The 23,810-nt window shown below is 46.2% G+C and carries 25 protein-coding genes, 2 pseudogenes and 1 riboswitch; of the genes and pseudogenes, 8 read left to right on the top strand and 19 right to left on the bottom strand.

What is annotated here, in order from left to right:
• Positions 1-22: 22 nt before the first annotated feature.
• The 12 genes and pseudogenes from argF to M1M80_RS06275 all read right to left on the bottom strand — a co-directional run bounded on the left by argF (position 23) and on the right by M1M80_RS06275 (position 13,026).
• Positions 23-983, bottom strand: a pseudogene (gene argF / locus M1M80_RS06330) (ornithine carbamoyltransferase).
• Positions 971-4,063, bottom strand: a complete 3,093-nt coding sequence (locus M1M80_RS06325) for a carbamoyl phosphate synthase large subunit (protein ID WP_060398366.1) — start codon at positions 4,061-4,063, stop codon at positions 971-973. The pseudogene argF and the gene M1M80_RS06325 overlap by 13 nt, the downstream one beginning before the upstream one ends.
• On the bottom strand, positions 4,056-5,117 hold the full coding sequence (locus M1M80_RS06320) for a carbamoyl phosphate synthase small subunit (protein ID WP_060398365.1): 1,062 nt from the start codon (positions 5,115-5,117) through the stop codon (positions 4,056-4,058). Before M1M80_RS06320 ends, M1M80_RS06325 begins: the two co-directional genes overlap by 8 nt.
• A 70-nt stretch (positions 5,118-5,187) precedes the next feature.
• Positions 5,188-6,345: an acetylornithine transaminase gene (locus M1M80_RS06315; RefSeq protein ID WP_060398364.1), complete on the bottom strand. Its 1,158-nt coding sequence runs from the start codon at positions 6,343-6,345 to the stop codon at positions 5,188-5,190.
• The gene (gene argB / locus M1M80_RS06310; protein ID WP_003239329.1) at positions 6,342-7,118 is read right to left on the bottom strand and encodes an acetylglutamate kinase; all 777 of its coding nucleotides are present in this window, start codon (positions 7,116-7,118) and stop codon (positions 6,342-6,344) included. The genes M1M80_RS06315 and argB overlap by 4 nt, the downstream gene beginning before the upstream one ends.
• Positions 7,119-7,132: 14 nt before the next feature.
• Positions 7,133-8,353 (bottom strand): bifunctional ornithine acetyltransferase/N-acetylglutamate synthase, encoded by a 1,221-nt coding sequence (gene argJ, locus M1M80_RS06305; RefSeq protein WP_060398363.1) that lies wholly within the window; start codon positions 8,351-8,353, stop codon positions 7,133-7,135.
• Positions 8,354-8,372: 19 nt separating this feature from the next.
• The gene (gene argC, locus M1M80_RS06300) at positions 8,373-9,413 is read right to left on the bottom strand and encodes an N-acetyl-gamma-glutamyl-phosphate reductase (RefSeq protein ID WP_060398362.1); all 1,041 of its coding nucleotides are present in this window, start codon (positions 9,411-9,413) and stop codon (positions 8,373-8,375) included.
• Between the two features lie 203 nt (positions 9,414-9,616).
• On the bottom strand, positions 9,617-10,156 hold the full coding sequence (locus tag M1M80_RS06295; RefSeq protein WP_060398361.1) for an MFS transporter: 540 nt from the start codon (positions 10,154-10,156) through the stop codon (positions 9,617-9,619).
• Positions 10,156-11,586, bottom strand: coding sequence for an FAD-binding oxidoreductase (locus tag M1M80_RS06290; RefSeq protein ID WP_060398360.1), 1,431 nt, complete (start codon positions 11,584-11,586; stop codon positions 10,156-10,158). The genes M1M80_RS06295 and M1M80_RS06290 overlap by 1 nt, the downstream gene beginning before the upstream one ends.
• A gap of 61 nt (positions 11,587-11,647) precedes the next feature.
• A complete protein-coding gene (locus M1M80_RS06285; RefSeq protein WP_003232996.1) occupies positions 11,648-11,818 on the bottom strand; it encodes a YqaE/Pmp3 family membrane protein in 171 nt (56 codons plus the stop codon).
• 68 nt (positions 11,819-11,886) lie between these two features.
• Positions 11,887-12,195 (bottom strand): metal-sulfur cluster assembly factor, encoded by a 309-nt coding sequence (locus M1M80_RS06280; RefSeq protein ID WP_003224525.1) that lies wholly within the window; start codon positions 12,193-12,195, stop codon positions 11,887-11,889.
• A 63-nt stretch (positions 12,196-12,258) separates the two neighbouring features.
• Positions 12,259-13,026 (bottom strand): prolyl oligopeptidase family serine peptidase, encoded by a 768-nt coding sequence (locus M1M80_RS06275; protein WP_060398359.1) that lies wholly within the window; start codon positions 13,024-13,026, stop codon positions 12,259-12,261.
• Between the two features lie 120 nt (positions 13,027-13,146).
• On the opposite strand from M1M80_RS06275, the gene yitU reads away from it, so the two are divergent.
• From yitU to M1M80_RS06260, 3 genes are all read left to right on the top strand, one after another.
• Entirely contained in the window at positions 13,147-13,959 is an 813-nt protein-coding gene (gene yitU, locus M1M80_RS06270; RefSeq protein WP_060398358.1) for a 5-amino-6-(5-phospho-D-ribitylamino)uracil phosphatase YitU, read from the top strand.
• Positions 13,960-14,063: 104 nt separating this feature from the next.
• Positions 14,064-14,216, top strand: coding sequence for a hypothetical protein (locus tag M1M80_RS06265; RefSeq protein ID WP_003239346.1), 153 nt, complete (start codon positions 14,064-14,066; stop codon positions 14,214-14,216).
• Positions 14,217-14,414: a DUF3813 domain-containing protein gene (locus M1M80_RS06260; protein ID WP_003239348.1), complete on the top strand. Its 198-nt coding sequence runs from the start codon at positions 14,217-14,219 to the stop codon at positions 14,412-14,414. It abuts the gene before it with no gap.
• 30 nt (positions 14,415-14,444) lie between these two features.
• Here the strand turns inward: M1M80_RS06260 and M1M80_RS06255 are convergent, their stop codons facing one another.
• Positions 14,445-14,900 (bottom strand): BsuPI-related putative proteinase inhibitor, encoded by a 456-nt coding sequence (locus M1M80_RS06255; protein ID WP_003239350.1) that lies wholly within the window; start codon positions 14,898-14,900, stop codon positions 14,445-14,447.
• Between the two features lie 18 nt (positions 14,901-14,918).
• Positions 14,919-15,761: a YitT family protein gene (locus tag M1M80_RS06250; protein ID WP_003224514.1), complete on the bottom strand. Its 843-nt coding sequence runs from the start codon at positions 15,759-15,761 to the stop codon at positions 14,919-14,921.
• 137 nt (positions 15,762-15,898) lie between these two features.
• Between M1M80_RS06250 and M1M80_RS06245 the strand changes: the two genes are divergently transcribed.
• Positions 15,899-16,750: a DegV family protein gene (locus M1M80_RS06245; protein WP_060398357.1), complete on the top strand. Its 852-nt coding sequence runs from the start codon at positions 15,899-15,901 to the stop codon at positions 16,748-16,750.
• A gap of 47 nt (positions 16,751-16,797) precedes the next feature.
• Here the strand turns inward: M1M80_RS06245 and M1M80_RS06240 are convergent, their stop codons facing one another.
• From M1M80_RS06240 to M1M80_RS06225, 4 genes are all read right to left on the bottom strand, one after another.
• Positions 16,798-18,414 carry a M4 family metallopeptidase gene (locus M1M80_RS06240; protein WP_060398356.1) on the bottom strand — a complete coding sequence of 539 codons (1,617 nt, stop codon included), beginning with the start codon at positions 18,412-18,414 and terminating at the stop codon, positions 16,798-16,800.
• Positions 18,415-18,550: 136 nt separating this feature from the next.
• A complete protein-coding gene (locus M1M80_RS06235) occupies positions 18,551-18,844 on the bottom strand; it encodes a DUF3784 domain-containing protein (RefSeq protein ID WP_003239356.1) in 294 nt (97 codons plus the stop codon).
• Positions 18,845-18,863: 19 nt separating this feature from the next.
• Positions 18,864-19,451 carry an HAAS signaling domain-containing protein gene (locus tag M1M80_RS06230; protein WP_060398355.1) on the bottom strand — a complete coding sequence of 196 codons (588 nt, stop codon included), beginning with the start codon at positions 19,449-19,451 and terminating at the stop codon, positions 18,864-18,866.
• Entirely contained in the window at positions 19,448-19,795 is a 348-nt protein-coding gene (locus M1M80_RS06225) for a PadR family transcriptional regulator (RefSeq protein ID WP_003239360.1), read from the bottom strand. Before M1M80_RS06225 ends, M1M80_RS06230 begins: the two co-directional genes overlap by 4 nt.
• Positions 19,796-19,972: 177 nt before the next feature.
• Between M1M80_RS06225 and M1M80_RS06220 the strand changes: the two genes are divergently transcribed.
• From M1M80_RS06220 to M1M80_RS06210, 3 genes are read left to right on the top strand one after another with little or no spacing between them, the layout of a single operon-like run.
• Positions 19,973-20,509 (top strand): SdpA family antimicrobial peptide system protein, encoded by a 537-nt coding sequence (locus M1M80_RS06220; RefSeq protein ID WP_003239361.1) that lies wholly within the window; start codon positions 19,973-19,975, stop codon positions 20,507-20,509.
• The gene (locus tag M1M80_RS06215; RefSeq protein WP_019258031.1) at positions 20,494-21,423 is read left to right on the top strand and encodes a sporulation-delaying protein SdpB family protein; all 930 of its coding nucleotides are present in this window, start codon (positions 20,494-20,496) and stop codon (positions 21,421-21,423) included. Before M1M80_RS06220 ends, M1M80_RS06215 begins: the two co-directional genes overlap by 16 nt.
• Positions 21,420-22,004 carry a sporulation delaying protein family toxin gene (locus M1M80_RS06210; protein WP_003239365.1) on the top strand — a complete coding sequence of 195 codons (585 nt, stop codon included), beginning with the start codon at positions 21,420-21,422 and terminating at the stop codon, positions 22,002-22,004. Before M1M80_RS06215 ends, M1M80_RS06210 begins: the two co-directional genes overlap by 4 nt.
• 45 nt (positions 22,005-22,049) lie before the next feature.
• Here the strand turns inward: M1M80_RS06210 and M1M80_RS06205 are convergent.
• Positions 22,050-22,947 (bottom strand): annotated as a pseudogene (locus M1M80_RS06205) (CvfB family protein).
• Between the two features lie 98 nt (positions 22,948-23,045).
• Here M1M80_RS06205 and M1M80_RS06200 point away from each other — a divergent pair.
• Positions 23,046-23,537, top strand: a complete 492-nt coding sequence (locus M1M80_RS06200; protein WP_003239368.1) for a YajQ family cyclic di-GMP-binding protein — start codon at positions 23,046-23,048, stop codon at positions 23,535-23,537.
• Positions 23,538-23,643: 106 nt separating this feature from the next.
• A riboswitch (SAM riboswitch) is annotated at positions 23,644-23,762 on the top strand.
• The last annotated feature ends 48 nt before the right edge of the window (positions 23,763-23,810 follow it).

Genomic DNA, 23,810 nt, shown 5'->3' with positions numbered 1-23,810 from the left:
CAAAAAAACTGCTGAGTGCGGCTCAGCAGTTTTTTTGATTATTCTCCTTTGTATAAAATGGCCTTCAGCAATGCTTTTTGCACGTGGAGACGGTTTTCCGCCTGCTGGAATACTGCTGAATTTGGCCCGTCAATAATCTCCGCAGTCACTTCTTCCTCACGGTGCGCAGGGAGACAATGTAAAAATGTATAGTCAGGCTTGGCGTGGCTGACAAGCGCTGCATTCACCTGATAAGGCGCAAAGACAGCGAGACGCTCTTGTTCTTCCGCTTCCTGCCCCATGCTGGTAAACACATCAGAATAAATCACGTCCGCGTCTTTTACAGCTTCAATTGGATCAGCCGTAAGCGTGATAGAAGCACCGGATTGAAGTACAGCTGATTTTGCCGCTTCAACTGCTTCATCTAACACTTCATACCCCTTTGGCGAAGCGATCGAGATATCACAGCCCATTTTCGCGCAGCCGATCATTAATGAGTGCGCCACGTTATTTCCGTCACCGATGTACGCGACTTTCACGCCTTTAAGCTTCCCTTTCATTTCCTTAATCGTCAAAAGATCCGCCAGTGCCTGGCATGGATGGTATTTATCCGTAAGTCCGTTGATGACCGGAATGTCAGCTTCTTTGGCAAGCTCCTCCACCTTTTCATGCTCAAAGGTCCGAATCATGATGGCATCCACATAGCCTGACAGCACTCTAGCCGTATCAGCAACAGTCTCACCGCGCCCCAGCTGCAGATCTTTCTGGCTTAAGAAGAGGGCACTCCCGCCCAGCTGCGCCATGCCGGCTTCAAATGAAACACGGGTTCGCGTTGATGACTTTTCAAAAATCATCGCCAAGGTTTTGCCTTGAAAAATAGGCTGGATTTTGTTTTGTTTCAGTTCACCGGCTTCTGCGAGCAAGGCGTTTATATCCTGTTCACTAAGATCCTTTAACGTTAATAAATCTTTTCCGTATAAACTGGTTTGCGTCACTGTGTGCATGATGCCACTTCCTTTTTATAGAGATCTTTGAGAGATACAGGCTGCGGATGGCCTGAACCGCTTTGTAAAAACGCCCGCACGGTTTCTTCTTCTGTAAAGACGGTGATGCCGTGCGTCATGGCTTCCAAACGTTCTTTGCGCGCTTCTTCAGAGGCGCTCAGATTGATGTGGAGCGCTTTTCCTTCCTGTTCCATCCATGAGGCAAATGTCCCTTCATGAACTGTAAAACCGGCTTTTTCCGCTAACTCCTTGACATCTTCCGGCCCGTTTTGCAAATAAATGCTGCCTTTTTGATTCCAGACACGCGTATAGATTTTTTTCAAGGCGCTGTCAGCATCATATGCAACACACATGCCTTCTCCCGTTGATTTCATTTCCGGCCCAAGCTTGACATCCACATCCTGGATCGCATGAGAAGAAAAAACAGGGAACTTCACGGCAACCCCATGATGATTTTGAACTGCAGGGTTTACATCTTTTAAAGACGCCCCCGCCAGCAGACGTGTAGCGAGCGGGATCATCGGAACGCCCATTACTTTGCTGACAACAGGAACCGTGCGGCTCGCTCTCGGATTGACTTCAAGAACGAGAATGTTTCCATTGTCGATCACAAATTGGATGTTCATGATGCCTTTAAATGAAAGCTTTCGGGCAATTTTTTGCGCGGCCTCTTTTATGCCCTGCTGCAGCCCGCTTGTAATGGACGGTCCAGGAAGGATGGCAAAGCTGTCTCCCGAATGGACACCTGCCCGTTCAATATGCTCGGTATATGTCGGGATAAAGACATCCTCGCCGTCGGAAATCAAATCAATTTCGACTTCCTTTCCTGACACATACTGATCAATTAAAATCGGGTACGGCATGCTGTCCTCACCGTTCAGAAGCTGAGAAAGCTGAGCTTGCGAATCAACAATGATCATGCCCATTCCGCCGATAACGTAAGATGGGCGGATTAGCACCGGATAGCCGATCTCATCTGCTTTTTCAGCGGCCTCCTCTTTTGTATAAGCGATTTCTCCTTTTGCATGCTTCAATCCAAGCTCATCAAGAAGCTGATAAAATTGATCCCGGTCCTCTAACACGTCGAGCGTTTTAAATGAGGTGCCGAGAAGGGTAATGCCGGCTTTTTCGAGTGCTTCAGCAGCATTAATTGCGGTTTGTCCGCCAAATTGCACGATTGCAAAATCAATGTTTTCCTGCTCCGCCACATTTAAAATGTGTTCCGTTGTCATCGGTTCAAAATACAGGCGGTCCGCAATTTCATAATCAGTGCTGACCGTTTCCGGGTTATTGTTGATCATGATGGTCTCAAACCCAAGCTCTTGCAGTGTCAGCACGCCGTGTACAGCACTGTAATCAAATTCAACGCCTTGGCCTATCCGAATCGGGCCTGATCCGATAATCAGCGCGCGTTTTTTCTCTTTGCGGCTGATGTCCCCATCAGTCTCTCCGAAATAGGTGGAGTAAAAGTAGTTTGTTTTCGCATCAAATTCAGCCGCGCATGTATCTACAATTTTGAAGGAAGGCGTAATACCCATCTCCTTGCGAAGCGTACGTACCTCTTCTTCTGTTTTGCCGATCAGCGAGGCAATCGTTGTGTCTGAAAATCCTTTTTCCTTTGCTTTTTTCAATAATTCAAAAGAGAGATCGCTGCCCGCTTCCATCATGCGGTTCTCCAGTTTGATGATGTTGTCAAAGGTATGCAGGAAAAACGGATCAATTTTTGTTTTCGCATGAATGTCATCAATCGTCACGCTTCGGCTCAACAGCTCCATGACAACGAAAAATCTGCGGTCGTCCGGAGTGACTGCCAAATCCCAAAGCGCTTCAATCGACAAGCCGCTGAGCTCTGGAAGGTGCGTACCGACATTTTTCAGTTCAAGGGACGCTGCTGCCTTCTGTATCGCCGCTTCTAAATTCCGTTCAATCGCCATCACTTCACCGGTGGCTTTCATTTTTGTGCCAAGCTTGCGGTCTGCATTTTTGAATTTATCAAACGGCCAGCGCGGAAATTTGACGATCACATAGTCCAGCGCCGGTTCGAAGCTTGCGTAAGTCGATCCTGTGAGCGGATTTTCCAGCTCATCAAGGGTGTATCCGACTGCCAGTTTCGCAGCCATCTTTGCAATCGGATAACCGGTGGCTTTAGATGCGAGAGCCGATGACCGGCTTACCCGCGGATTGACTTCGATGACGTAATATTGCTTGCTGAATGGATCAAGCGCGAATTGAATGTTGCAGCCGCCTACGACATCAAGTGCTGAGATGATCGTCAGGCTTGCCGTCCGCAACATTTGATAGTCTTCATCCGTCAAAGTTTGTGACGGTGCCACAACAATGGAATCACCTGTATGCACACCGACCGGATCGATGTTTTCCATATTGCAGACGGTAATGCATGTGTTATGGCTGTCACGCATGACCTCGTATTCGATTTCTTTAAAGCCGGCAATGCTATTTTCCACAAGACATTGATTGATCGGGCTTGCTAACAGCGCCTGCTTAATCATGGCTGTAAAGGCTTCTTTATCAGGGGCGATGCCTCCCCCCTTTCCGCCTAATGTGTATGCAGGCCTGATAATGACAGGAAAACCGATGGATTCCGCAAAACGGAGGGCGTCGGCCTCGTTATCAACAATTTCACTCTCTGGCACGGGCTGGTTCAATTCTTTCATTAACGAACGGAATTTTTCCCGGTCTTCTCCTTTTTGTATCGTCTCAACGGATGTGCCGAGAAGTTTGACGCCGTGCTCTTTTAAAACACCTGTTTCTTCAAGCTCCACTGCTAAATTCAACGCGGTCTGCCCGCCTAAATTGGCAAGAAGTCCATCAGGCTGTTCTTTCTTAATGATGGCTGTCAGGCTTTCTGCTGTCAGCGGCTCGAAATAAATTTCATCAGCGAAGGCTTCATCGGTCATAATTGTCGCCGGATTGTTGTTGACGAGGATCACCCGATAGCCTTCCTCCTTTAGCGCGATGCACCCTTGAGTGCCTGAATAATCAAATTCTGCCGCCTGGCCGATGATGATCGGGCCTGAGCCGATTACTAATATGCTTGAAATACTGGTGTCTTTAGGCATGAGCGATTTCTCTCCTTGCTGGTATCACATTCTTTAGATAATCATCAAAAATCCATTCGCTTTCCGCAGGTCCGGGATGGGCTTCCGGGTGGAATTGGACACTCATGACAGGCAGTTTTTTATGGGCAAGCCCTTCAACTGACGTATCATTGACATGATGAAACCTGATCGTGAGCTCTTCTTCATTAATGGACTGTTCATCAACCACATAGCTGTGATTTTGGCTTGTCATGAAGACGCGTTTCGTTTCACGGTCGATGACCGGATGATTTGCACCCCTGTGTCCGAATGGCAGCTTGAATGTATTCCCTCCGAACGCGAGCGCAATCAGCTGATGGCCGAGACAGATGCCAAGAGTCGGATAACGGCTGATGATGCTTTTGATCTTTCCTAAATACGGCTGAATGGCTTTCGGGTCTCCAGGTCCGTTCGATAGCACAATGCCGTCCGGCTTCATGTCGTATACAGCTTCCATTTGCTGATATGGCACCACGGTGACCTTGCAGCCTCGTTTGACAAGTGATGATGCGATTGACTTTTTATAGCCGAAATCGATGAGGGCGATATGTTTATGTCCGTCGCCGAATGTGCTGATTTCCTGTGCGGATGCCTGTTCTGCCACGTTCTCTGGCTGAAGGGCGATCTCAGCGGCTTCTTTAGAGGCTGTGACAGTCGCACCCATCGTTCCGTTTGCCCGGATTTTTTTCACGACAGCCCTCGTATCAACATGGGTCAACAGCGGAATGTTCCATTTCTGTAAATACTCTTTGAGGCTGTATACCGCTTCATGATGAGAAAAATGATCACACGCCTCGTAGACAACCGCGGCTTTCACTTGCGGTTTCTTGCTTTCAAAATCCTTTTCATTAATGCCATAGTTGCCAATCAGCGGGTAGGTAAATACAATAATCTGTCCTTTATATGATGGATCTGTCAGCACTTCCTGGTAGCCTGTCATTCCTGTAAAAAAAACAGCTTCTCCCGTGCAGTTTTCATGACCGTCCAGCTCGCCGCTGAACGCTGTTCCATCTTCTAACACTAAATAACCTTCCATCTAACAGCCCACCTCTTGATGAATAATTAATTATAAAAATGAATTTTTATACTTTCATACCGAAAAAAAATTACTGGTTTACAGCGGAATGATGAGTGATTGCCTGTTTCAGCTTGCTGACAGCTTCTGCTATTTCATCCTTTGTCACGGTGAGCGGCGGCAGCAGCCGAATGACGTTCGGGCCGGCCGGCAATACAAGCAAGCCTAATGTCTGCAATTCAGTAATAATGTCAGCAACCGGGCCATCACACTCAATTCCAAGCATTAATCCTTTCCCGCGTATTTGTTTGACAAACGGGCTCTTTAGCTCAGCCTCAAGCTGTTCTTTTAAAAATGTCCCTTTGTCAGAAGCCTCTTGCAAAAAGTCAGGCTGGAATACAATTTGTAATGTGGCATTCACAGCAGCCATCGCCAGCATATTTCCTCCGAAAGTCGTTCCGTGAGAACCAGGGGTAAACGCTTCTCCCAGCTGTTTCTTTCCGATGACAGCGCCGACTGGAAAGCCGTTTCCCAATCCTTTTGCGGCTGTGATGATATCCGGCGAGAGTCCGAAGTGCTCGTATGCGAAGCCCTTTCCCGTCCGTCCGATGCCGGTCTGTATTTCATCAACGATCAGAAGAGCTTTCTTTTCCTTGCAAAACGACTGTACAGCTGTTAAAAATTCAACGCTCGCCGGATTGACTCCGCCTTCTCCCTGCACTGTCTCCAGCATCACCGCGGCTATTCCGTCTTCCTCCCTAAGAGCCTCAAAGGCGGAAGGATCGTTGTATGGCAAGTAATGAAAACCTTCCAGCATCGGGCCGAAACCTGTTTTGATTTTATCCTGTCCGGTCGCAGCCATCCCTGCATACGTGCGTCCATGAAACGACTGAAGAAAAGTGATGATTTTCGTTTTTCCAGTTGCTTTTCGGGCGAGCTTGATCGCGCCTTCATTCGCTTCCGCACCGCTGTTGCAGAAAAAAACGAGATCTCCCGCACTGTGCGCCGCCAGCTTCTGTGCCGCTTGCTCCTGTAGACTGTTTTGAAACAGGTTGGATACGTGCCATACGCTGTCGAGCTGTTTTTTGACTGCTTCTGTGACCGCTTCATGGCAGTGGCCTAGGTTAGATACCGCAATCCCCTGAATGAAATCGAGGTACTTTTTGCCGTTTTGATCCTCAACGTACGTCCCCTTTGCTTTTTTGATATCAATATCCCAGCGGCCGTAGGTTTGAAATAAGCTGCTCATGAAACAGCCTCCTTTGCTTTGACGATTTTTGTTCCTTGAAAGGTTTGGTCTGTGAAGAATGATCCTTTTCCGTTTACAATCATGACTTCAGACACCTGATCTGATAAAGCCGACAAGGCTGAATTGACCTTCGGAATCATTCCCCCTGTGATTACTTCCTGTTTGATCAGCACTTGAACCTCCTCAGGGGTCAGGACGTCGAGACGCTGCTTTTCCTTCATGATCCCATCGACATCAGTGACGAACATCAGCTTATCAGCTTCAAGCGCTCCGGCGACTGCTGAAGCAGCCAGATCGGCATTCACATTCAGCGTCTTGCAGTCACTCGTCATAGACAGCGGCGCAATAACAGGAATGATGCCCTTTTCCATCAGCGCGTTCACCATGGATGCATCGACCTTTTTGATTTCTCCGACTTCCCCGTATGTTTCCGGATCGAGATAATCCGCCTCCAAAAGACCGCCGTCTTTACCAGAGATGCCTGCGGCTCGCAGTCCGTGTTTGGCAAGCTCGGCAACGAAAAATTTGTTAACAGAACCGGATAAAACCATTTCAGCCACTTCCAGCACCGGCTTCGTTGTTTTTCGCTGCCCTCCCGAAAACTCGGTTTTGATATTTAACCGTTTCAGCATATTTGTGATTTCCGGGCCGCCGCCGTGCACGATCGCCAGTTTCCATCCTGACGCCATCAGTTCTTTCAGGTTATGAAAAAATTCCTCCGACAGCTCACGGATGACACTTCCCCCACATTTAAAAACGATTGTTTTCTTCATTGCGCTCCCCTTTATTACGTGCGATAGCTCGCGTTAATTTTGATATAGTCGTAGGTCAGGTCACAGCCCCACGCTCTACCGTTCCCGTCACCTTCATCCATCTTGATGACAATGGTGATTTCATCTCCTTCAAGGTATTCCTTGGCGAGAGATTCAGAGAATGGCTGGGGTTCATTATGCTTAAACAGGCATTGGCCCCCCAGATAAACCTCTACTTCTTCTGCCGTCACCTGAGCTGCGCTGTGCCCGATGGCTCCGATAATGCGTCCCCAGTTGGCATCTGTTCCGTAGACCGCCGTTTTCACGAGACTTGAGCCGACTATTTTTTTGGCAATCACGTTTGCATCAAGATTGTTTTTTGCACCTTGCACTTGGGCTTCGATTAGTTTTGTCGCGCCTTCTCCGTCTCTGGCAATCTCTTTAGCCAAATCCTCGCAAGTCAGCAAGAGTGCTTTTTTAAAGACCGGCCAGTCTGGATGATCTTCCGTCAGGCACTCATTTCCCGCGCAGCCGTTTGCCATGACCAAGACCATGTCGTTCGTGGATGTTTCACCGTCAACTGTGATTTGGTTAAATGAAACGTCAGTGATTTCGCGAAGCGCCTTTTGCAGCGCTTTTTCTTCGATTGCCGCATCTGTTGTCACAAACCCCAGCATCGTTGCCATGTTCGGGTGAATCATTCCGGAGCCTTTAGCCGCTCCGCCGATCGTGACTGTTTCGCCGCCGATTGTCAGCTCATAGCACGTCTGCTTGATCACCGTATCGGTTGTTAAAATCGCTTCCTCAAAATCTCCTGATCCCGCAGGTGTTTGTGTCAGCAGCTCGATGCCTGCCTGAATCTTTTCCATGTCTAAATGTTCGCCGATGACGCCCGTTGATGAAACAGCGACAAGCTCCGGCTCAATGCCAAGCTGTGAAGCAAGGCTCTCCCGCATTGCGTATGCATCCTTTAAGCCCTGTTCTCCCGTGCAGGCATTGGCAATGGCGCTGTTGACGATGACGGCTTTCAATGCTGATCCATGCTTTAAGCTGTCTTGTGTGACTTTGATCGGAGCAGCCTGAAAATGGCTTTGGGTATAAACTGCGGCACTTACTGCCGGTGTCTCGCTGATAATGACGCCGAGGTCTTTTTTCGAGTAGCGCAGCCCGCAATGCACACCCTTTGCCTGAAACCCTTTTGGCGAGGATACATCACCTGTTACTTTTACAATTTGATCTTCACTTAACTGAATCATGGTTCGATTCTCTCCCGTTCTATGGATAAATTGGCGTCATGGTGAGCCCGGTCTCTTCATTCCAGCCATTCATCAAATTAAAGTTTTGCACAGCCTGACCGGCGGCACCCTTCATTAAATTATCGATTACCGAGACGATCGTGACTCTGTTCGTTCTCTCGTCGAGGGTAACAGCGACATCACAGAAATTGCTGCCGTACACTTCCTTCGTTTGCGGATATTGCCCTTTTGGCCTTACTCTCACAAAATATGAATCTTGGTAAAATTCCGAATATAAATCATGCAGGTCATCTGCCGATAGATCAGAAGTTGTTAATTGCGTATACATCGTCGCCATGATGCCCCTTGTCATCGGAACCAAGTGAGCCGAAAATGTAATAGGCCCGAGCCCCGCCTGCCAATCTTTCAGCGCCTGTTCAATTTCCGGCGTGTGCTGGTGTTCATTGACTTTATAAATTTTAAAATTATCGTTCAGCTCAGAAAAATGAGTTCCCATGGATGCTTTTCTTCCCGCCCCGGAAACACCGGTCTTTGCGTCAACGATAACGAAAGACTCATTGAGCAGCTTCTTTTGAGCCAATGGCGCGAGGCCGAGCAAAACAGCAGTTGGAAAACAGCCCGGATTAGCGATGAGTTTCGCCTGTTGAATTTGCTTTTGATTCAGTTCCGCCAGGCCGTAAACCGCCTCATGAATCACTTTCTTCGGTGCCGCTGTCCGTTTATACCACTTTTCATATTCAGCCGGCTCTTGTATCCTCAGATCACCTGACAGATCAATAACCGGAATTCCCGCATCTGCCAGCTGCGGAGTCAATTCACTTGATACCCCGGGCGGCGCAGCAAGAAACATGATATCTATTTCGTGTTTGATCGTATTCATATCAATGGGCTTCAGCTTCTGATCGGCTAAGCCGGTAAGATGAGGATAAACCTCGCTATAGACATTCCCTTCACCGCTGGATGAATAAAGTATACATTCCTCTGCATGAGGGTGATGCGAGAGAATCCTGACAAGTTCGGTGCCTCCATAACCTGTAGCGCCTACAATTCCTATTTTCAAAACAAGTTCACCTTCTTGGTCTTTGTGAAATTATTTAACATTATAACATGAATAAAAATCAATTCAATCGTATATTTAATATTTTTATTCATTTGTAAATTTTCTGTTCAATAAAAAATTCGATCTGAAAAAATGGCGCTATTGCAGCAGAAAACGTTGATCTCTCGCTTTTCTCAACCGCATAAAAAAACAGGCTGACCGCGTCAGCCTGTTTTCATCATCATTAAACCGCTCAAGAAATAAAGAATAGAGCTTGCATAAAAAATCATTTGCACCGTAAAAAAGTCGGCGAGAAAGCCGCCGAGCATAATAGCTGCCGCTGAAAAGACCGCAGTCCAAAAGTGGTAATTTCCAATTTTCTTTCCGCGTTCTCCGTTATCTGTAAAGTCGGCAATTAGCACTTTTTCTCCATGCTTTTGCATCGCTCCAAAAAGCCCTAACAGCACTTGAACGATATACACTTGAACGACGCTTCCGATATGCGGGACATACAAAAGCAGCACAGCCATGCCCCAAGAGTTCGCAAGCAGAAAATAGCGGCTGTCGAGCCTTTCAGACAGCCGTCCGAGCAGCGGATAAATGAGCGCCCCGCTCAGCCCGAACAATCCGTAGGAAAAACCGAACTGTGTGTAGCTTGAGCCGATGTTTTTCACAAACAGAATATAAAACGGAAAGATTAAGCTGCTTGCGAAAAACACGCTGCTTTGTGATAATGTCAGCCATTTTAATTTGTTTTTCCCCATTATTTATACCTCTGATAAAAATAATTCATAAAGCGCTCATCCGGATCATACATACGTTTTTTCTGAAAAAACGCTTCGCTTTTCGGATACGCCTGCCTCATTTGCGCTTTTGTCTGATAAGTCATATACGGCAGATAATAGCTGCCGCCGTGCTTGATGGCAGCGTCGGTCATGCGCCTAATGATCCGGGCAGTGTCTGCCTGGTCTTCTTTTGAAAAGCCTTCGTTTATTAAAAGCACGAGCGAAAACATATCATCCTTCGCATAAGAGAGGTCGGCTTTTTCATTTTTCTGCACGTAGCGGAGCGTAATGTTCAGCAGGTTCAAGTCCTCGGCCGACAGCGTTTGTCTCAGGTCGTCAATATAGGACGCATACTCCTTTACCGGCACAAAGTATTCTTGCAGGACATCTGTGTTGTCATTGTTTTTATATTCGAGAAATTTTGATTCGGACCGCATGACGTTATTGCGTGAGATCATTGTGCCGTTTTGGCTCAGGAAATAGGATTGCTGCGTGTCCCACAGCCAATTTCTGCCCCATTCATACCGTCTTGACAAACCGAGTGCAAACTTTGTGACTCCCGTATACTCGTCTTTTTTAAGATCGCTGTATGATGACAGCTCATCCTGATGATCAGCCAATATGTAATTCGTGACATACATGTCTTTCAGAAATCCTTTTTTCGCTGTTGAAATTCGCGCCAAATGCATTCGGACATCCGGATCGCCTTTTACGTGCTTTGTAAAATAGTCTGCGTATGTGCTGTAATTCATTTTTTCAGTCTGCATGACATACAGCTCATCATCCGTCAGCTCAAGCGTTACATCAAGAATCACACCAAAAAGACCGTACCCTCCGATGACTGCCGTAAACAAATCATCTTTTGGAGTAACGGTGACGATCGTTCCGTCCGCTTTTAAAAGCCGAAATGATTTGACTGTATCAATCAGCGAGCCGTAGCGGATATCACGTCCGTGGGCATTGGCGCTGAGAGATCCCCCAATTGTAAAAATATTTTGTGACTGCATGACTTTTACCGCGAGTCCGTATGGATTCACGTATTTCTGTATGTCATTCCACGTCGCACCGCTTTGCACTCTGATGGTTTTCTTCTCTTGATCAAGTGACAGGATTTTGTTGTAGCCTGTCATGTCGAGAACGATGCCGTCCTCATAATATGTATGGCCGCCCATGGAGTGCTGTGCCCCGGCGATTGAGATCTTTATGTTTTTTCGATTTGCTTCTTTGACTGTGTCAATGAGCGTTTCCTTTTCCTGCCCTTTCACTGTCTGCTTAATTTTTACAGGCATCAGGCGGCTGACATCCGTCATCTCGCTTGTGTCTGTTTTTTGATCTGAATGCACAGAGTACGCAAACAGGGCCGCATACGCGCCTGTACAAAGCGCGAATGCAAGCAATTTCTTTTTCATGGCGCTCTCCCTGCTGTTTTTTATGACCATTATACCATGTCCGCGCCCTCATTTTTCCAGATTATCTTCTTGCCCGTTTTTCGGCACGGCGGTCGGCGACGATAAAGCAGGCATGAATCGCGCCCGGCAGCCAAAAGATACAGGTCAATATGAGATTCAGCAATGCCTGAAACGGTTTTCCCGAAAACAAAACAGCGAGCGGCGGGCATAGGACAGCAAGCAGGTACATCATTTCCTTTCACTCCTTTCAGCTGTAAAAAAGACAGCCTCACATGTCAGGCTGTCCTCTTTTGTTTTGTTTTATTGAATGCCAAGCGCGATTTTCGCGTATCTGGACATTTTATCTCTTGTCCAAGGCGGATTCCACACAATGTGAACCTCCGTCTCTTTTACTTCCGGAATGTCCGCTAACGCTTTTTTCACTTCATCAACGATAATTGGCGCTAAAGGGCAGCCCATTGATGTCAGTGTCATCGTCACGTGCGTTAAGCCGTCTTCATCCATGTCAACATCGTATACCAAACCAAGGTTCACGATATCAACGCCAAGCTCAGGATCGACAACCTGTTCCAGGGCGCCCATGATGTTTTCTTTTAATGCCTCTTCCATGTTCCTTCACTCCTTTTTTCTACAGTATAACGTAAATTCAGCTCTTGTTAATAACTTAGTGCTTTATAAGTACGTATCAAACCATTCAATCGTTTTTAACACAGCTGTCCGCGGGACTTTATGGTCGGCGTGCTCATCTCCGATAAATTGGAGGCGTTCCGGCTGCTCGCTATAGTGGGATTTGATCGTGTCATAAAATTTCCGGGTCGGCGCGTAAGGCACGACTTTATCTTTTACGCCGTGCCAAAATAATAGCGGGCGCTGGCGCAGTTTCTCCGGCTGAAGGCTGAGATCACGCAATTCGAGACGCTCCATCAGCTCCTGCACCTTTTCTTCCGGCACATCGATCTCAATGCCCTGAGATTGAATATGGTCAATCTGCTGCTGAAACAGTTCCACGTAATTCGGGCTCCCCATCAGACTGACGCCGGCTTTTATCCAATCATAAGCAGTCAATGCGCCAAGCGTTGTGATGCCGCCCATCGACGTGCCTGCAAGCCCGATGCGGCCGCCGTCTATCAGGCCCTCTTTTTCAAAATGAGCTTTGAGTACGCCGATCTCTTCAATCTCGTTGAGAACGATGTCCCAAAAATGGCCGGCCAGCTCTTCAACAGCCATTTCTTCTCCCCGTTCACCATGGTGCAGAGCCTCCGGCAGAACGGCTCTGAAGCCCTTCTCCGCAAGCAGATAAGCAATATGAAGGTTGTGTTCCTTTGCGCTTCTAAAGCCATGTATAAAGATCACGAGAGGAACAGCGCGGTGTCTGTTCTCTTCCTTTACAATATGTAAAAACGGAATACCGGAAACGGTTTGATTTTCAATTTGAATCACAATGTGCACCTCCTTAGGATAACCATAATCATAAGTGTAACATGTAGACAATAAAGATGGTAAAAAGCTACACTGTAATTAAGGCAAAACAAGCAAAATCTAAGGTAAAAGGAGCTTTTCATGGAGACAAAACCTTATTTAATCGCATTAGACTTAGATGGAACGCTATTAAAGGATGATAAAACCATATCAGAAAACACCCTTCAGACCATACAGCGCCTAAAAGATGACGGGCATTATGTCTGCATCGCAACAGGCCGTCCGTACCGTTCAAGCTCCATGTACTACCAGCAGATGGAGCTGACAACGCCGATTGTCAATTTTAACGGAGCGTTTGTCCATCATCCGCAGGACGACAGCTGGGGACGGTATCATACCTCGCTGCCGCTTGATGTTGTCAAACAGCTGGTGGATATCAGCGAGAACTACAACGTACATAATGTGCTTGCTGAAGTCATTGACGACGTGTACTTTCATTACCATGATGAGCATCTGATTGATGCCTTTAACATGAACACAACGAAGGTGACGGTCGGAGACTTGCGGGAAAATCTCGGTGAGGATGTTACATCCGTACTCATTCACGCAAAAGAAGAAGATGTGCAGGCAATACGCTCCTATTTATCAGATGTGCATGCCGAGGTGATCGATCATAGAAGATGGGCCGCGCCGTGGCACGTCATTGAAATTATTAAAAGCGGTATGAACAAAGCGGTCGGCCTGCAGAAAATCAGCGATTATTACGGCGTGCCAAGGGAACGGATCATTGCTTTTGGCGATGAGGATAACGATTTAGAGATGCTTGAATTCGCCGGCTGCGGCGTTGCCATGGGAAATGGAATTGATGCGGTCAAGCAGATTGCAAACCGAACAACAGTTGCAAATGAAGAAGACGGCGTGGCAAGGTTTTTGAAAGAATATTTCTCCCTTTAAAGGCCGGTCCGTATTAATTTTTCCCACTCATAAACCTTACTTCGCCCCACCATACTATTGAAGACGACTCATCTCGTCAAAGTATGGAAGGGGGCAGTCTCAAAATGGGTAAACGAAGCAAATCCAGAAGGTTTATTCAGCAGGGTAAAGACTCCATCGGGCTACACGCCGCTAGATTTCCATATCGGTCTACATTAGAAGAAGCTCACCAGCATGCCGCGGCACGAGACTCGGCCGAAAGACAGGTTGAATATTAAATGAGAAACGAACTGTTTCAGCAGGCAAAATCATTTGTTCAACAGGCTGTCATGGTGACAAACGGCTTTGAGGAAGGCGATCAGGAGCAAGCGATTCTGAGAGCCAAAAACGCTGTGTCTTCTGCGTATGCCAACTCGACAGATGCGGAACGTCGCCAGCTCCATCAATTTCAGGATCAGCTGGACAAACTTCAATAAAAAAAGGCTATGGCGATTCGCCATAGCCTCTTATTTGACTTCAAACTGCTGAACAGCCTGAACCTGCTTCAGATTCTCCGCTCTGCCCTTAAATGTCACCTTCACCTCGTAGGTTCCGGGCTCAGGGACTTCCTTCCACACATCAGAGAAATCATATGTTTCTCCAGGCTCAAGCGTCAGGTTTTGAAAAGCCTGCGTAAACATTTTGTCTTTCGAATAACGGTATCTTTCTTTGTTCTCAGAATCATACACGACAAGTTCAAATTTTTGTCCTGTGCTGAATTGAAACTCGACAGCACGTTCGCTTTGGTTCTTCAGCGACATGTTAAACTTGATTTGTTCAGGCTCCTGAATTGCGTCAACAGATAAAACAACCTCTTGATTCTCCATTCCGCCTGATACCTCCTTATCGGGTTCTGTCTGCTCATCTTTCCCGCAGCCTATCAAAAGCAGCACGGGCAGGAGCATCACAAGCAGCCGTTTCACGACTTCCACCTGCTTTCGTCAGTCTTTTCTAAAGAAACCAAAAATCCCAGTCGTTTGAACAATGTTCGTAAATGCTTTCGGATCAACTTCTTTGACGATCTTCTCTAAATCGTACAGTTCATACCTTGTGATGACGATAATCATCATTTCTTTCTGTTCATTCGTAAAGGCGCCTTTGGCCGGAACAGTTGTGATGCCGCGCACCATTTTTCCGTAAATGGCTTCTTTGATTTCGTCCGCTTTTTTCGTCACGATCATTGCCGTAAGCTTCATGTGGCGGGTGTGAATAGCGTCGATCACCCTCGTTGTCACATACAGTGTAACCAGGGTATATAATGCTTTCTCCCAACCTTGCAATAATCCTGCCGTCAAGATGATAATCCCGTTCAGAATGAAGAAATACGTGCCGACGGGTTTATCCTTCCACTTTGCAAGCACCATGGCGACGATATCAAGCCCGCCTGTCGAAGCGCCGTATTTTAATGTTAAGCCAATACCGACAGCGGAAATAACGCCGCCGAACACCGCGTTCAGCAAAATGTCATGTGACAGGCTTGTTTCCGGCAGGATCCCCATAAACACAGTAGTCAGTGCGACACTTAGAATGCTGTACACCGTAAACGATTTGCCGACCTTCAGCCACCCTAAAATACCGACCGGAATGTTTAAGAGGAACAAGAGCGTTCCCGTCGATATGTAAAAGGGGGCGTATTGCACAATGACGCTTGATAAAAGCTGGGCGACACCCGTAAATCCGCTGGCATATACATCTGCCGGAATCAAAAATAAGTTCAGCCCGGCCGCATTGAGTAAAGCGCCGATGATGACGATGAGTAATTTTTTTGTTTGATCTAGAACCATGGCATGTTCCTCCGCTCTTTCTTCTTTATTATGTTTTCCCTTAAAACAAATATTTGAACACGATTTTGGCAAATTAATATGATATAGTTGGCTTAACTCTCTTGATAACGAACGATAACGGAAAGAAGGGAAGCAATATGACAGTTCATCTCATCGCTGACAGCGCCGCCGATCTGCCCCGTTCTTATTTTGAAGAAAACGGCATCGGCTTTATTCCGCTCAGAGTTTCTCTCGGAGATAAAGAATTCGAAGATGCAGTCACGATTGATGCGGATCAAATATTTGATGCGATGCAAAATGGAGAAACGCCTAAGACGTCCCAAGCCTCACCGCAAGCGATTAAAAATGTGTTTTTGCAATATGCCGAAACAGGTGATCCCGCTCTTTACATTGCCTTTTCCTCAGGCCTCTCAGGCACGTATCAGACGGCTGTGATGATCGCCAATGAAGTGAAGGAGGAATTCCCCGATTTCGATTTGCGGGTCATTGATTCCAAATGTGCTTCATTAGGATACGGTTTGGCCGTCCGGCATGCCGCCGATCTCTGTATCAACGGGAATACAATACAAGAAATTGAAACGTCTGTAAAGAACTTTTGTGAACAGCTTGAGCACATTTTTACCGTGGATGATCTCACGTATCTTGCAAGAGGCGGCCGCATCTCAAAAACATCCGCTTTTGTCGGCGGTCTGCTGAATATTAAACCGCTGCTTCAGATGGAGGACGGCAAGCTTGTGCCTCTGGAAAAAATCCGCGGACAGAAAAAACTTTTCAAACGGATCATCGAACTCATGAAAGAGCGCGGGGATGATTGGAGCAATCAAACCGTAGGGATCAGCTACGCCGCGAACGAAGAAAAAGCCACTGACATGAAACACTTGATTGAGGATGCGTTCAAGCCGAAAGAGATCATCATGCATTCGATCGGTTCTGCAATCGGCTCGCACGCCGGCCCCGGCACATTGGCGATATTCTTTTTAAGAAAATAAGCAAACAAAAACAGTCAGACTCATATGTCCTGACTGTTTTTGTTTGTTTATTGAATTCCGACAGCTTTATACGCTTTTTCGACTGAAACGGATTGCTTCGAGCCTTCACCGTATAAATCATTGGCCGCTTCGATTGCCGCTTGCTTCATCATGCTGAAATCTGTAGACGCCGTTACATAATATGTTAAAGCCCGATAGTAAATTTGTTCACATGCTTCACGCCCAATCCCTTCAACCTGTACATCGTGGTGCACGCCTCCTTCTGCCAGAAGGTAAGCTGCTTTATTGTGGATGGACGAATTGATATGGACTCCGCCATAATCCTCTGTTCCTGTGTAACGGTTCGAGTAATGATCGGGATTTCCCTGCTTGGATGGGTCCTCTAATGATCGTAATGAATCTCCCGCAATATCCGGGGTATAGACATCCTCGCCGATTTCCCAATCATCACGGTCTGCCATCGACCCCATAATGTCGGAAATGGACTCGTTTAACGCACCGGGTTCTCCTTGATATAAAAGACCGGCGGAATACTGCGTAACTGCGTGTGTGATTTCATGTGCGACAATGTCGAGCGATCCGGACAGCGGCTTAAATGTTGAGCCGTCTCCATCACCGTATACCATCTGCACACCGTTCCACGCCGCATTGTTCCACTGTTTGCCGACATGCACGGTAGACGTAATCCTTGCTCCGTTTTGATCAAAAGAATTTCGGCCAAATGTCTGGATGTAATAGTCGTAAACGGCTTGCGCATTTGCATGTGCGTCCACAGCCGCCGGTTCTTTAAATACAGATGTGCCGCTGACTATTTCTTTGCCCGTATAGCCGATCAATTGAGACAATAGCGTAAACAAGGTTTCATTCAGGTTCTCCGCATCAAACGTATTGATCCCTTTTCCCCTTGTTTCGTCCGCCAAATAATAGCGCCCATTCTGTTCTGTGACTTCAAAGCTTTTTTCATCACCTGAGACGCCGATTCCTGTACCTGCCGCTTCATGAATGGCGTTAAAAGACTCAATGACCTTTCCGCTTTTGGCATCGATGAAATAATGCCAATAGCCAGGCTCAGGTTCAGATGTCGAGAGTCTCACAAGGTAGGCAAGATCATATGCCCCGTCGTGCGGATAGATATATAATTCGCCTTTCGGTTCCCCGTCAATATATTCGATTTTCCCTATGGAAGCCTCGAGCTCACGCCGCGCTGTATGTATTGCTTTTTCTTCAGAAATGGACGGTGTGACGGATACGTCTTTTATTTGCGGATGCACCTTTCCAAAGAAACTTTTCACCTGTTTGTTTTCCTTCATTGCGACCGCTTGTTCAAAGCCGTAAATCGGAATTCCTTTGTAAACTTCCGTTAATTTAAAAAACGTTTGTTTTGTCTTTGGATCCTTTATTGTTTTTGAAATGCGAAAATGGCTGTTCGCATCCCCTTTGAGCTTAAAATGCGTTTGATGCTTGTTCAGATAGGAAAATAGCGATTCTTTTTGGGTTGTGTTTTGTGCTTGCTTCGGTGATGACTTTTCGATGATGTATGAAGGGGTTTGATGCGTATTGTCATATTTGATGCTTTGATCAGCTGAGGCCTGTGTTACAAAAACCATTTGGGCCGCCGTGCATAAGCCGGCCAGCAATAGAGACGTCTTGGCTAGGTTGCGCAAAACACCACATCCTTCCTGTTTTGGAATCTATCATTTTTCTTCATCCTATCAAAAAAACAAATACTTGTATGTGGTGCTTCGTTCTTATTTTCCCCAAAAAAGAAGGGCAGAGATATCTCACTCTGCCCTTCTTTTTCTACTCTACTAATTTTTTATTGACATAAATAATAACCCCTGCTCCATATGCCAAAATAAGCGGCGGAATGAGCTGCTCCTGGCCTTGAAATGAGATAAAGCTATTCAGCAAAATGAACAAACCGGAATTCAAGAAAAAGTAGCCTGCTATTCTGGCCAGCCGATCTTTATCCCTTATACGGGCCTCATTAAATCCGGCCAGCATCCACGTTTGTTTTTTGATCCCGACAAAATAGGCAACTACAAAGAATAAAAGCGCGATGACTATTAACAGATAATTGATGCCGATTTCCATATTTGAGCCTCCTACAACATTACTTGACGTTTAGAAAAAGAAAAAAAGCGGCGCAGCTTACTGCAATCAGCAGCAGGACGACGGATGCATTGAGGAACGGCTGCAAAAGAAGCAGCACAGCCAAAAGCAGCAAATAAGCCGCACCGACTCGCGAAATCGTGACAATCTCCTTTTGAGAGCGCAATTTGTTTTTTCTGACGCCAGCAAACATCATCAGTTTTTTCCGCTTCCACACATATCCGGCGAGCACCGTTAAATAAACAACCAGCGGCAGATGTCTGTAATCGGGCGGCAGCAGCGGCAGGGCGATAATCGCGGCAATGAGAAGGACCGAAAGCCAGCTTTTGCCCAATAAAGACCCCCTCCTTTTCATCTCTCCCCCATCATCCCTCATCGCTTCGGCAAGCTCCTTCGGATGAGAAAATTCGGTTTCAACAGCTTCCTGCAGTTCCTCTTCACTAAGGCCGGCTTTGATTCTGTCTTGTACGAAAGCGGTTATATGTCCCTTTAATTCGCAGATGGCGTTTTCTCTCTCTACATCAGGCATATTCGCCAGCTCTGCATTTAGTTCCTCCATGTACCTCTCAATGATGTGCTGTGCATTCATAGCAAATCCTCCGATAAAGACAGTAAGGCTTGATGGGTTTCCAGGTATTTCTCCAAACGTTCTTTTAACATTTCTTCTCCTTTTTGCGTCATTTTGTAATACTTTCTTTTCGGGCCGTCCAATGAATCCTCCCAAAAAAATTCGATCCATCCCTTCTCGGTCATTCGTTTCAGAATCGGATAAATCGCTCCCTCTGAAATAGCCAGTGCCGAGGTTGTTTTTAAGGATGACGTCAGCTCATAACCGTACATCGGTTTAGAGCGCAGCAGGGAAAGGATGGCCAGCTCGAAAATCCCTTTTCGAAATTGAACAATCCAGCGGTCATTAACTTGATTCGTTTTCATGGTTTAAATATATCGAAAAAAACACTATATATCAATCACATATAGCAGTGAAAAAGGTCCTGTTTTTCCATTTAACAAAAATGGAATTTCTCATACTTTTTAACCTTTTTATTACATAAATGTTTTTATATTATGAAAAGTGAAAAAACGATTCTTGAGGTTAAAAGGAGCAGTCGAATGCAGAAATCGATATCATTTTTTGTCATTTTTTCAGTCCTTTGGGGTTCGTTATTTCTGTTTTCTATTATTGGCAGCTTAGGGACAACCCCGATTCCGCTGACAAAGGACGCCAAATTTCTCATGTCCAGCGTCATTCCTCAGGGCTGGGGCTTTTTCAGCAAAAATCCGCGTGATACTGCGATCGGATTATATGAGGATGGAGATGCCAGCGCCAAGGTCAGATGGCCCAATATGAGGGCTGATAATCTATTCGGCCTGTATCGGTATGGGAGATCTCAAGGCGTTGAAATGGGCGTCATCTACAGCCAAGTCGGCAAGGAACAGTGGACAGCATGTAAAGAAAAGGACCTCGGCGCCTGCAAAAGCAAAGCCAAAACCGTGCAATTAAAAACACCCGCTCCCCGCCCGCTGCTTTGCGGCAGCTACTTTTTGACGAAAGAGGATATTGTTCCTTGGAGCTATTCTAAATACACCCCTTCGTCTTATCAGGTAAAAAGCATAGTCAAGGTTGTGATCTCATGCTCGAAAACATAAAACAGACCATCACCGGATGGGACGAAAGAAACCCGTGGACAAATGTATACGGCCTCGCGCGAAGCATCATTGCGCTATCCAGCCTGCTGACGCTGCTCGTCAATCATCCGAGCCTCATCATGAAGCCAGCGAGCGGAATCAGCAGTTATCCTGCTTGTAAAATGAATCTCAGTCTCTTTTGCCTCGGCGAAAATAACTATATGATGTTAAATCTTCTCAGATGGGTCTGCATTGTCATTCTGGTGCTTGTCGTGATTGGCTGGCGCCCCAGAATCACCGGTGTTCTCCATTGGTATGTGAGTTACAGCTTGCAGTCATCGTTAATCGTCATCGATGGAGGCGAGCAGGCAGCAGCTGTCATGACCTTTTTATTGCTCCCGATCACGCTGACCGATCCGAGAAAATGGCATTGGAGCACGAGTCCTCTAGAGGGCAAAAGAACACTTGGAAAAATTACAGCTTTTATTTCTTATTTTGTGATCAGAATCCAAGTGGCGGTGCTTTATTTTCACTCTACCGTCGCTAAGCTGTCTCAGCAGGAATGGGTGGACGGAACAGCCGTCTATTATTTCGCCCAGGAAAAAACCATCGGCTTTAACGGCTTTTTTCAGGCGTTAACGAAGCCATTTGTGACAAGTCCGTTCGTGGTGATTCCGACATGGGGGACGCTGTTGGTTCAGATTGTCATCTTTGCGGCGCTGTTCGCGCCGAAGAAGCATTGGAGATTGATTTTGATCATCGCTGTTTTTATGCATGAGATTTTTGCAGTCATGCTGGGCCTCATCAGTTTCTCGCTTATCATGGCCGGCATTTTGATATTGTATCTCACTCCTATCGATTCCACGATTCAATTTACATATATTCGCAGACTGTTGTGGAATAAAAAACAAAAGAAGGGAGAGGTTTCAGTTTGAAGAAGGCGTTTCTAGTGTTTTTGTCGGTTGTATTGGTGACGACTGTGTTTTTGGTGAAGCAGCAAGAAAGTGTGGCACAGGCAAAGCAGCTCGAGTATTCAGGTGAGGAAATTTTTAAAGGGTTTGTATTTGCTCAGGGGGAAGTAGGCAAACAGCTTCCAGAGGTCTTCAATAAAGCCATGACTGACAAACTCAACACAAAAGAGGCAAAGGCATTTGCCAATCAGGTTGTCGCTGATATTAAAAAAGAGGATGCTGACTTCTTTGATAACCTGAAGAAAGCTGTTTACAGCAAAGATGCATTGAAAGTGGATGAACTGCTGAAAAAAGCGGGTCAAATCGTTGAAGAAAAAGTGGAAGCCGCAAAGGAAATCGCCGCTTCCAAGGATGATACGTCCAGAGTTCAGGCCGAGCTCGTCAACACGGTCGATACCGCTAACTATTTCTATTATGTTTCTTATGTTGCTGCAGCCGGTGCCCTGATTCTGATCATTCTTGCCATTGATATTACGCCGATTGCGATTTCAGACAATGTCGATCGCGAAATGGCAATCAGAACGCTGGTTGATGAATTAAACTAAAAAAGGCTCGCTCTGCAGTCCTGCTGCAGGCGAGCCTTTTTCATGCTATTTTTTCTCGTATGTCCATCCGTCTTCCTGATACACTTTTCCATTTTTCATCAAATGGCCGAGCGCGCGTTTAAAGGCGGCCTTGCTCATGTTAAAACGTTCTCTGATATCGTCAGGCTGGCTTTTGTCGCTGTACGGCATGGCGCCGTTTCTTGTTCTCATATACGTCAGAATGTACTCAGCATCAACAGACATTGCATCCTGTTTTCTCGGAAGCAGCGACATGTTGACTGAACCGTCTTCTTTGACTTGAATCACCCGTCCCGTGACTCTTGAGCCGAGTCTTGGCTCCTCTTTTCTTTCTGAAGGATGGATAAAACCTCGTATACCGTCGTCCGTGATGACGAATGAACCTGTTGCGATCAGTCTGTACACCGTACCTGTCAGCTCTTTATTCATCATATCTTCTGTGGCGTCGGTAAACAGTTCGCTGATGATATCTTCCGGCGCTGGTTTCGCGAACATGCGTCCCCGGTTTGTCACCTTCAGCATACAGTAAAGCTTATCCCCTTTTTGCGGCCAGACATCTTCGTACGGAGGCAAATGCTCGGTTGCGACAAGCGCGTCCTTAGATAAACCGACATCAACGAAAACGCCCATATCTTCCACTGTATCCACCACTTCGACCCAGCCATACTCATCAGCGCTGATGACCGGAATTTTCATCGTGGCCGCAAGCCTTTCCTGCTGATCGACGTATATAAAGACCTCTACTTCGTCTCTGTCCTCGATATCCTCAGTTATTTCACTGTTATGTAAGAGAATCGTGTCTTCTCCGTCGGTTAAAAAGTAACCGAAGTCAGTTTGGTGATCTATACTCAAGGTTAATTGCTGCCCTGGTCTCATGCTATCGTCCTTCCTGTTCCGCTTATTTTTCTGCGGATTCTGTTAACATTTTTTCCAATCATCACAAATTGATTCTTTGTTCTGTTGGAAGTTTCTCTTTATTCTACTATAATCAACACATAAGTTAAATGTTATGGAGGTTTTCATATGGCAAAAGAAAGTTCATTTGATATTGTATCTAAGGTGGAATTGCCTGAAGTGCAAAACGCGATCCAAATCGCATTGAAGGAAATCAGCACACGCTATGACTTTAAAGGAAGCAAAAGCGACATTTCTTTAGATAAAGAGGAGCTTGTCCTCGTTTCTGATGACGAATTCAAATTAAGCCAGCTGAAAGATGTGCTGGTCAGTAAATTAATAAAACGAAATGTACCGACAAAAAACATTGATTACGGCAAGGTTGAAAACGCATCAGGGGGAACGGTACGCCAGCGCGCAAAGCTTGTTCAAGGCATTGATAAAGACAACGCCAAAAAAATCAATACGATCATCAAAAACTCCGGACTGAAAGTAAAGTCTCAGGTGCAGGATGATCAAGTGCGCGTCACTGGAAAAAACAAGGATGACCTGCAGCAGATTATTACAGCTGTGCGGGGTGCAGATCTGCCGATTGACGTTCAATTTATAAATTTCAGATAAATTTTCTGAATCCTATTGATTATTGTCTTTATTTTCGGTAAATTTGGAGAAAGGGAAAAAGCCCGGCATCTTTTAGCATTTCCTGAATACGAAAACTTCATATCCGTTCTTATCAAGAGAAGCAGAGGGACTGGCCCGACGAAGCTTCAGCAACCGGTGTAAATGGCGATCAGCCATGACCAAGGTGCTAAATCCAGCAAGCTCGAACAGCTTGGAAGATAAGAAGAGACAAAATCACTGACAAAGTCTTCTTCTTAAGAGGACTTTTTTTAT

It is taken from the genome of Bacillus inaquosorum (assembly GCF_023238325.1).
Lineage (GTDB): Bacteria > Bacillota > Bacilli > Bacillales > Bacillaceae > Bacillus > Bacillus inaquosorum.
This window is presented reverse-complemented; position numbering and strand designations above follow the sequence as displayed.

Coding starts and splice junctions, on each gene's coding strand:
- M1M80_RS06245 (WP_060398357.1), top strand. CDS start 15,899: ATGACAGTTCATCTCATCGCTGACAGCGCCGCCGATCTGCCCCGTTCT.
- M1M80_RS06235 (WP_003239356.1), bottom strand. CDS start 18,844: ATGGAAATCGGCATCAATTATCTGTTAATAGTCATCGCGCTTTTATTC.
- M1M80_RS06215 (WP_019258031.1), top strand. CDS start 20,494: ATGCTCGAAAACATAAAACAGACCATCACCGGATGGGACGAAAGAAAC.
- M1M80_RS06230 (WP_060398355.1), bottom strand. CDS start 19,451: ATGAATGCACAGCACATCATTGAGAGGTACATGGAGGAACTAAATGCA.
- M1M80_RS06320 (WP_060398365.1), bottom strand. CDS start 5,117: ATGGAAGGTTATTTAGTGTTAGAAGATGGAACAGCGTTCAGCGGCGAG.
- argJ (WP_060398363.1), bottom strand. CDS start 8,353: ATGATTCAGTTAAGTGAAGATCAAATTGTAAAAGTAACAGGTGATGTA.
- M1M80_RS06260 (WP_003239348.1), top strand. CDS start 14,217: ATGAGAAACGAACTGTTTCAGCAGGCAAAATCATTTGTTCAACAGGCT.
- argB (WP_003239329.1), bottom strand. CDS start 7,118: ATGAAGAAAACAATCGTTTTTAAATGTGGGGGAAGTGTCATCCGTGAG.
- M1M80_RS06225 (WP_003239360.1), bottom strand. CDS start 19,795: ATGAAAACGAATCAAGTTAATGACCGCTGGATTGTTCAATTTCGAAAA.
- M1M80_RS06285 (WP_003232996.1), bottom strand. CDS start 11,818: ATGATGTACCTGCTTGCTGTCCTATGCCCGCCGCTCGCTGTTTTGTTT.
- M1M80_RS06220 (WP_003239361.1), top strand. CDS start 19,973: ATGCAGAAATCGATATCATTTTTTGTCATTTTTTCAGTCCTTTGGGGT.
- M1M80_RS06315 (WP_060398364.1), bottom strand. CDS start 6,345: ATGAGCAGCTTATTTCAAACCTACGGCCGCTGGGATATTGATATCAAA.
- M1M80_RS06265 (WP_003239346.1), top strand. CDS start 14,064: ATGGGTAAACGAAGCAAATCCAGAAGGTTTATTCAGCAGGGTAAAGAC.
- M1M80_RS06325 (WP_060398366.1), bottom strand. CDS start 4,063: ATGCCTAAAGACACCAGTATTTCAAGCATATTAGTAATCGGCTCAGGC.
- M1M80_RS06200 (WP_003239368.1), top strand. CDS start 23,046: ATGGCAAAAGAAAGTTCATTTGATATTGTATCTAAGGTGGAATTGCCT.
- yitU (WP_060398358.1), top strand. CDS start 13,147: ATGGAGACAAAACCTTATTTAATCGCATTAGACTTAGATGGAACGCTA.
- M1M80_RS06250 (WP_003224514.1), bottom strand. CDS start 15,761: ATGGTTCTAGATCAAACAAAAAAATTACTCATCGTCATCATCGGCGCT.
- M1M80_RS06295 (WP_060398361.1), bottom strand. CDS start 10,156: ATGGGGAAAAACAAATTAAAATGGCTGACATTATCACAAAGCAGCGTG.
- M1M80_RS06290 (WP_060398360.1), bottom strand. CDS start 11,586: ATGAAAAAGAAATTGCTTGCATTCGCGCTTTGTACAGGCGCGTATGCG.
- M1M80_RS06280 (WP_003224525.1), bottom strand. CDS start 12,195: ATGGAAGAGGCATTAAAAGAAAACATCATGGGCGCCCTGGAACAGGTT.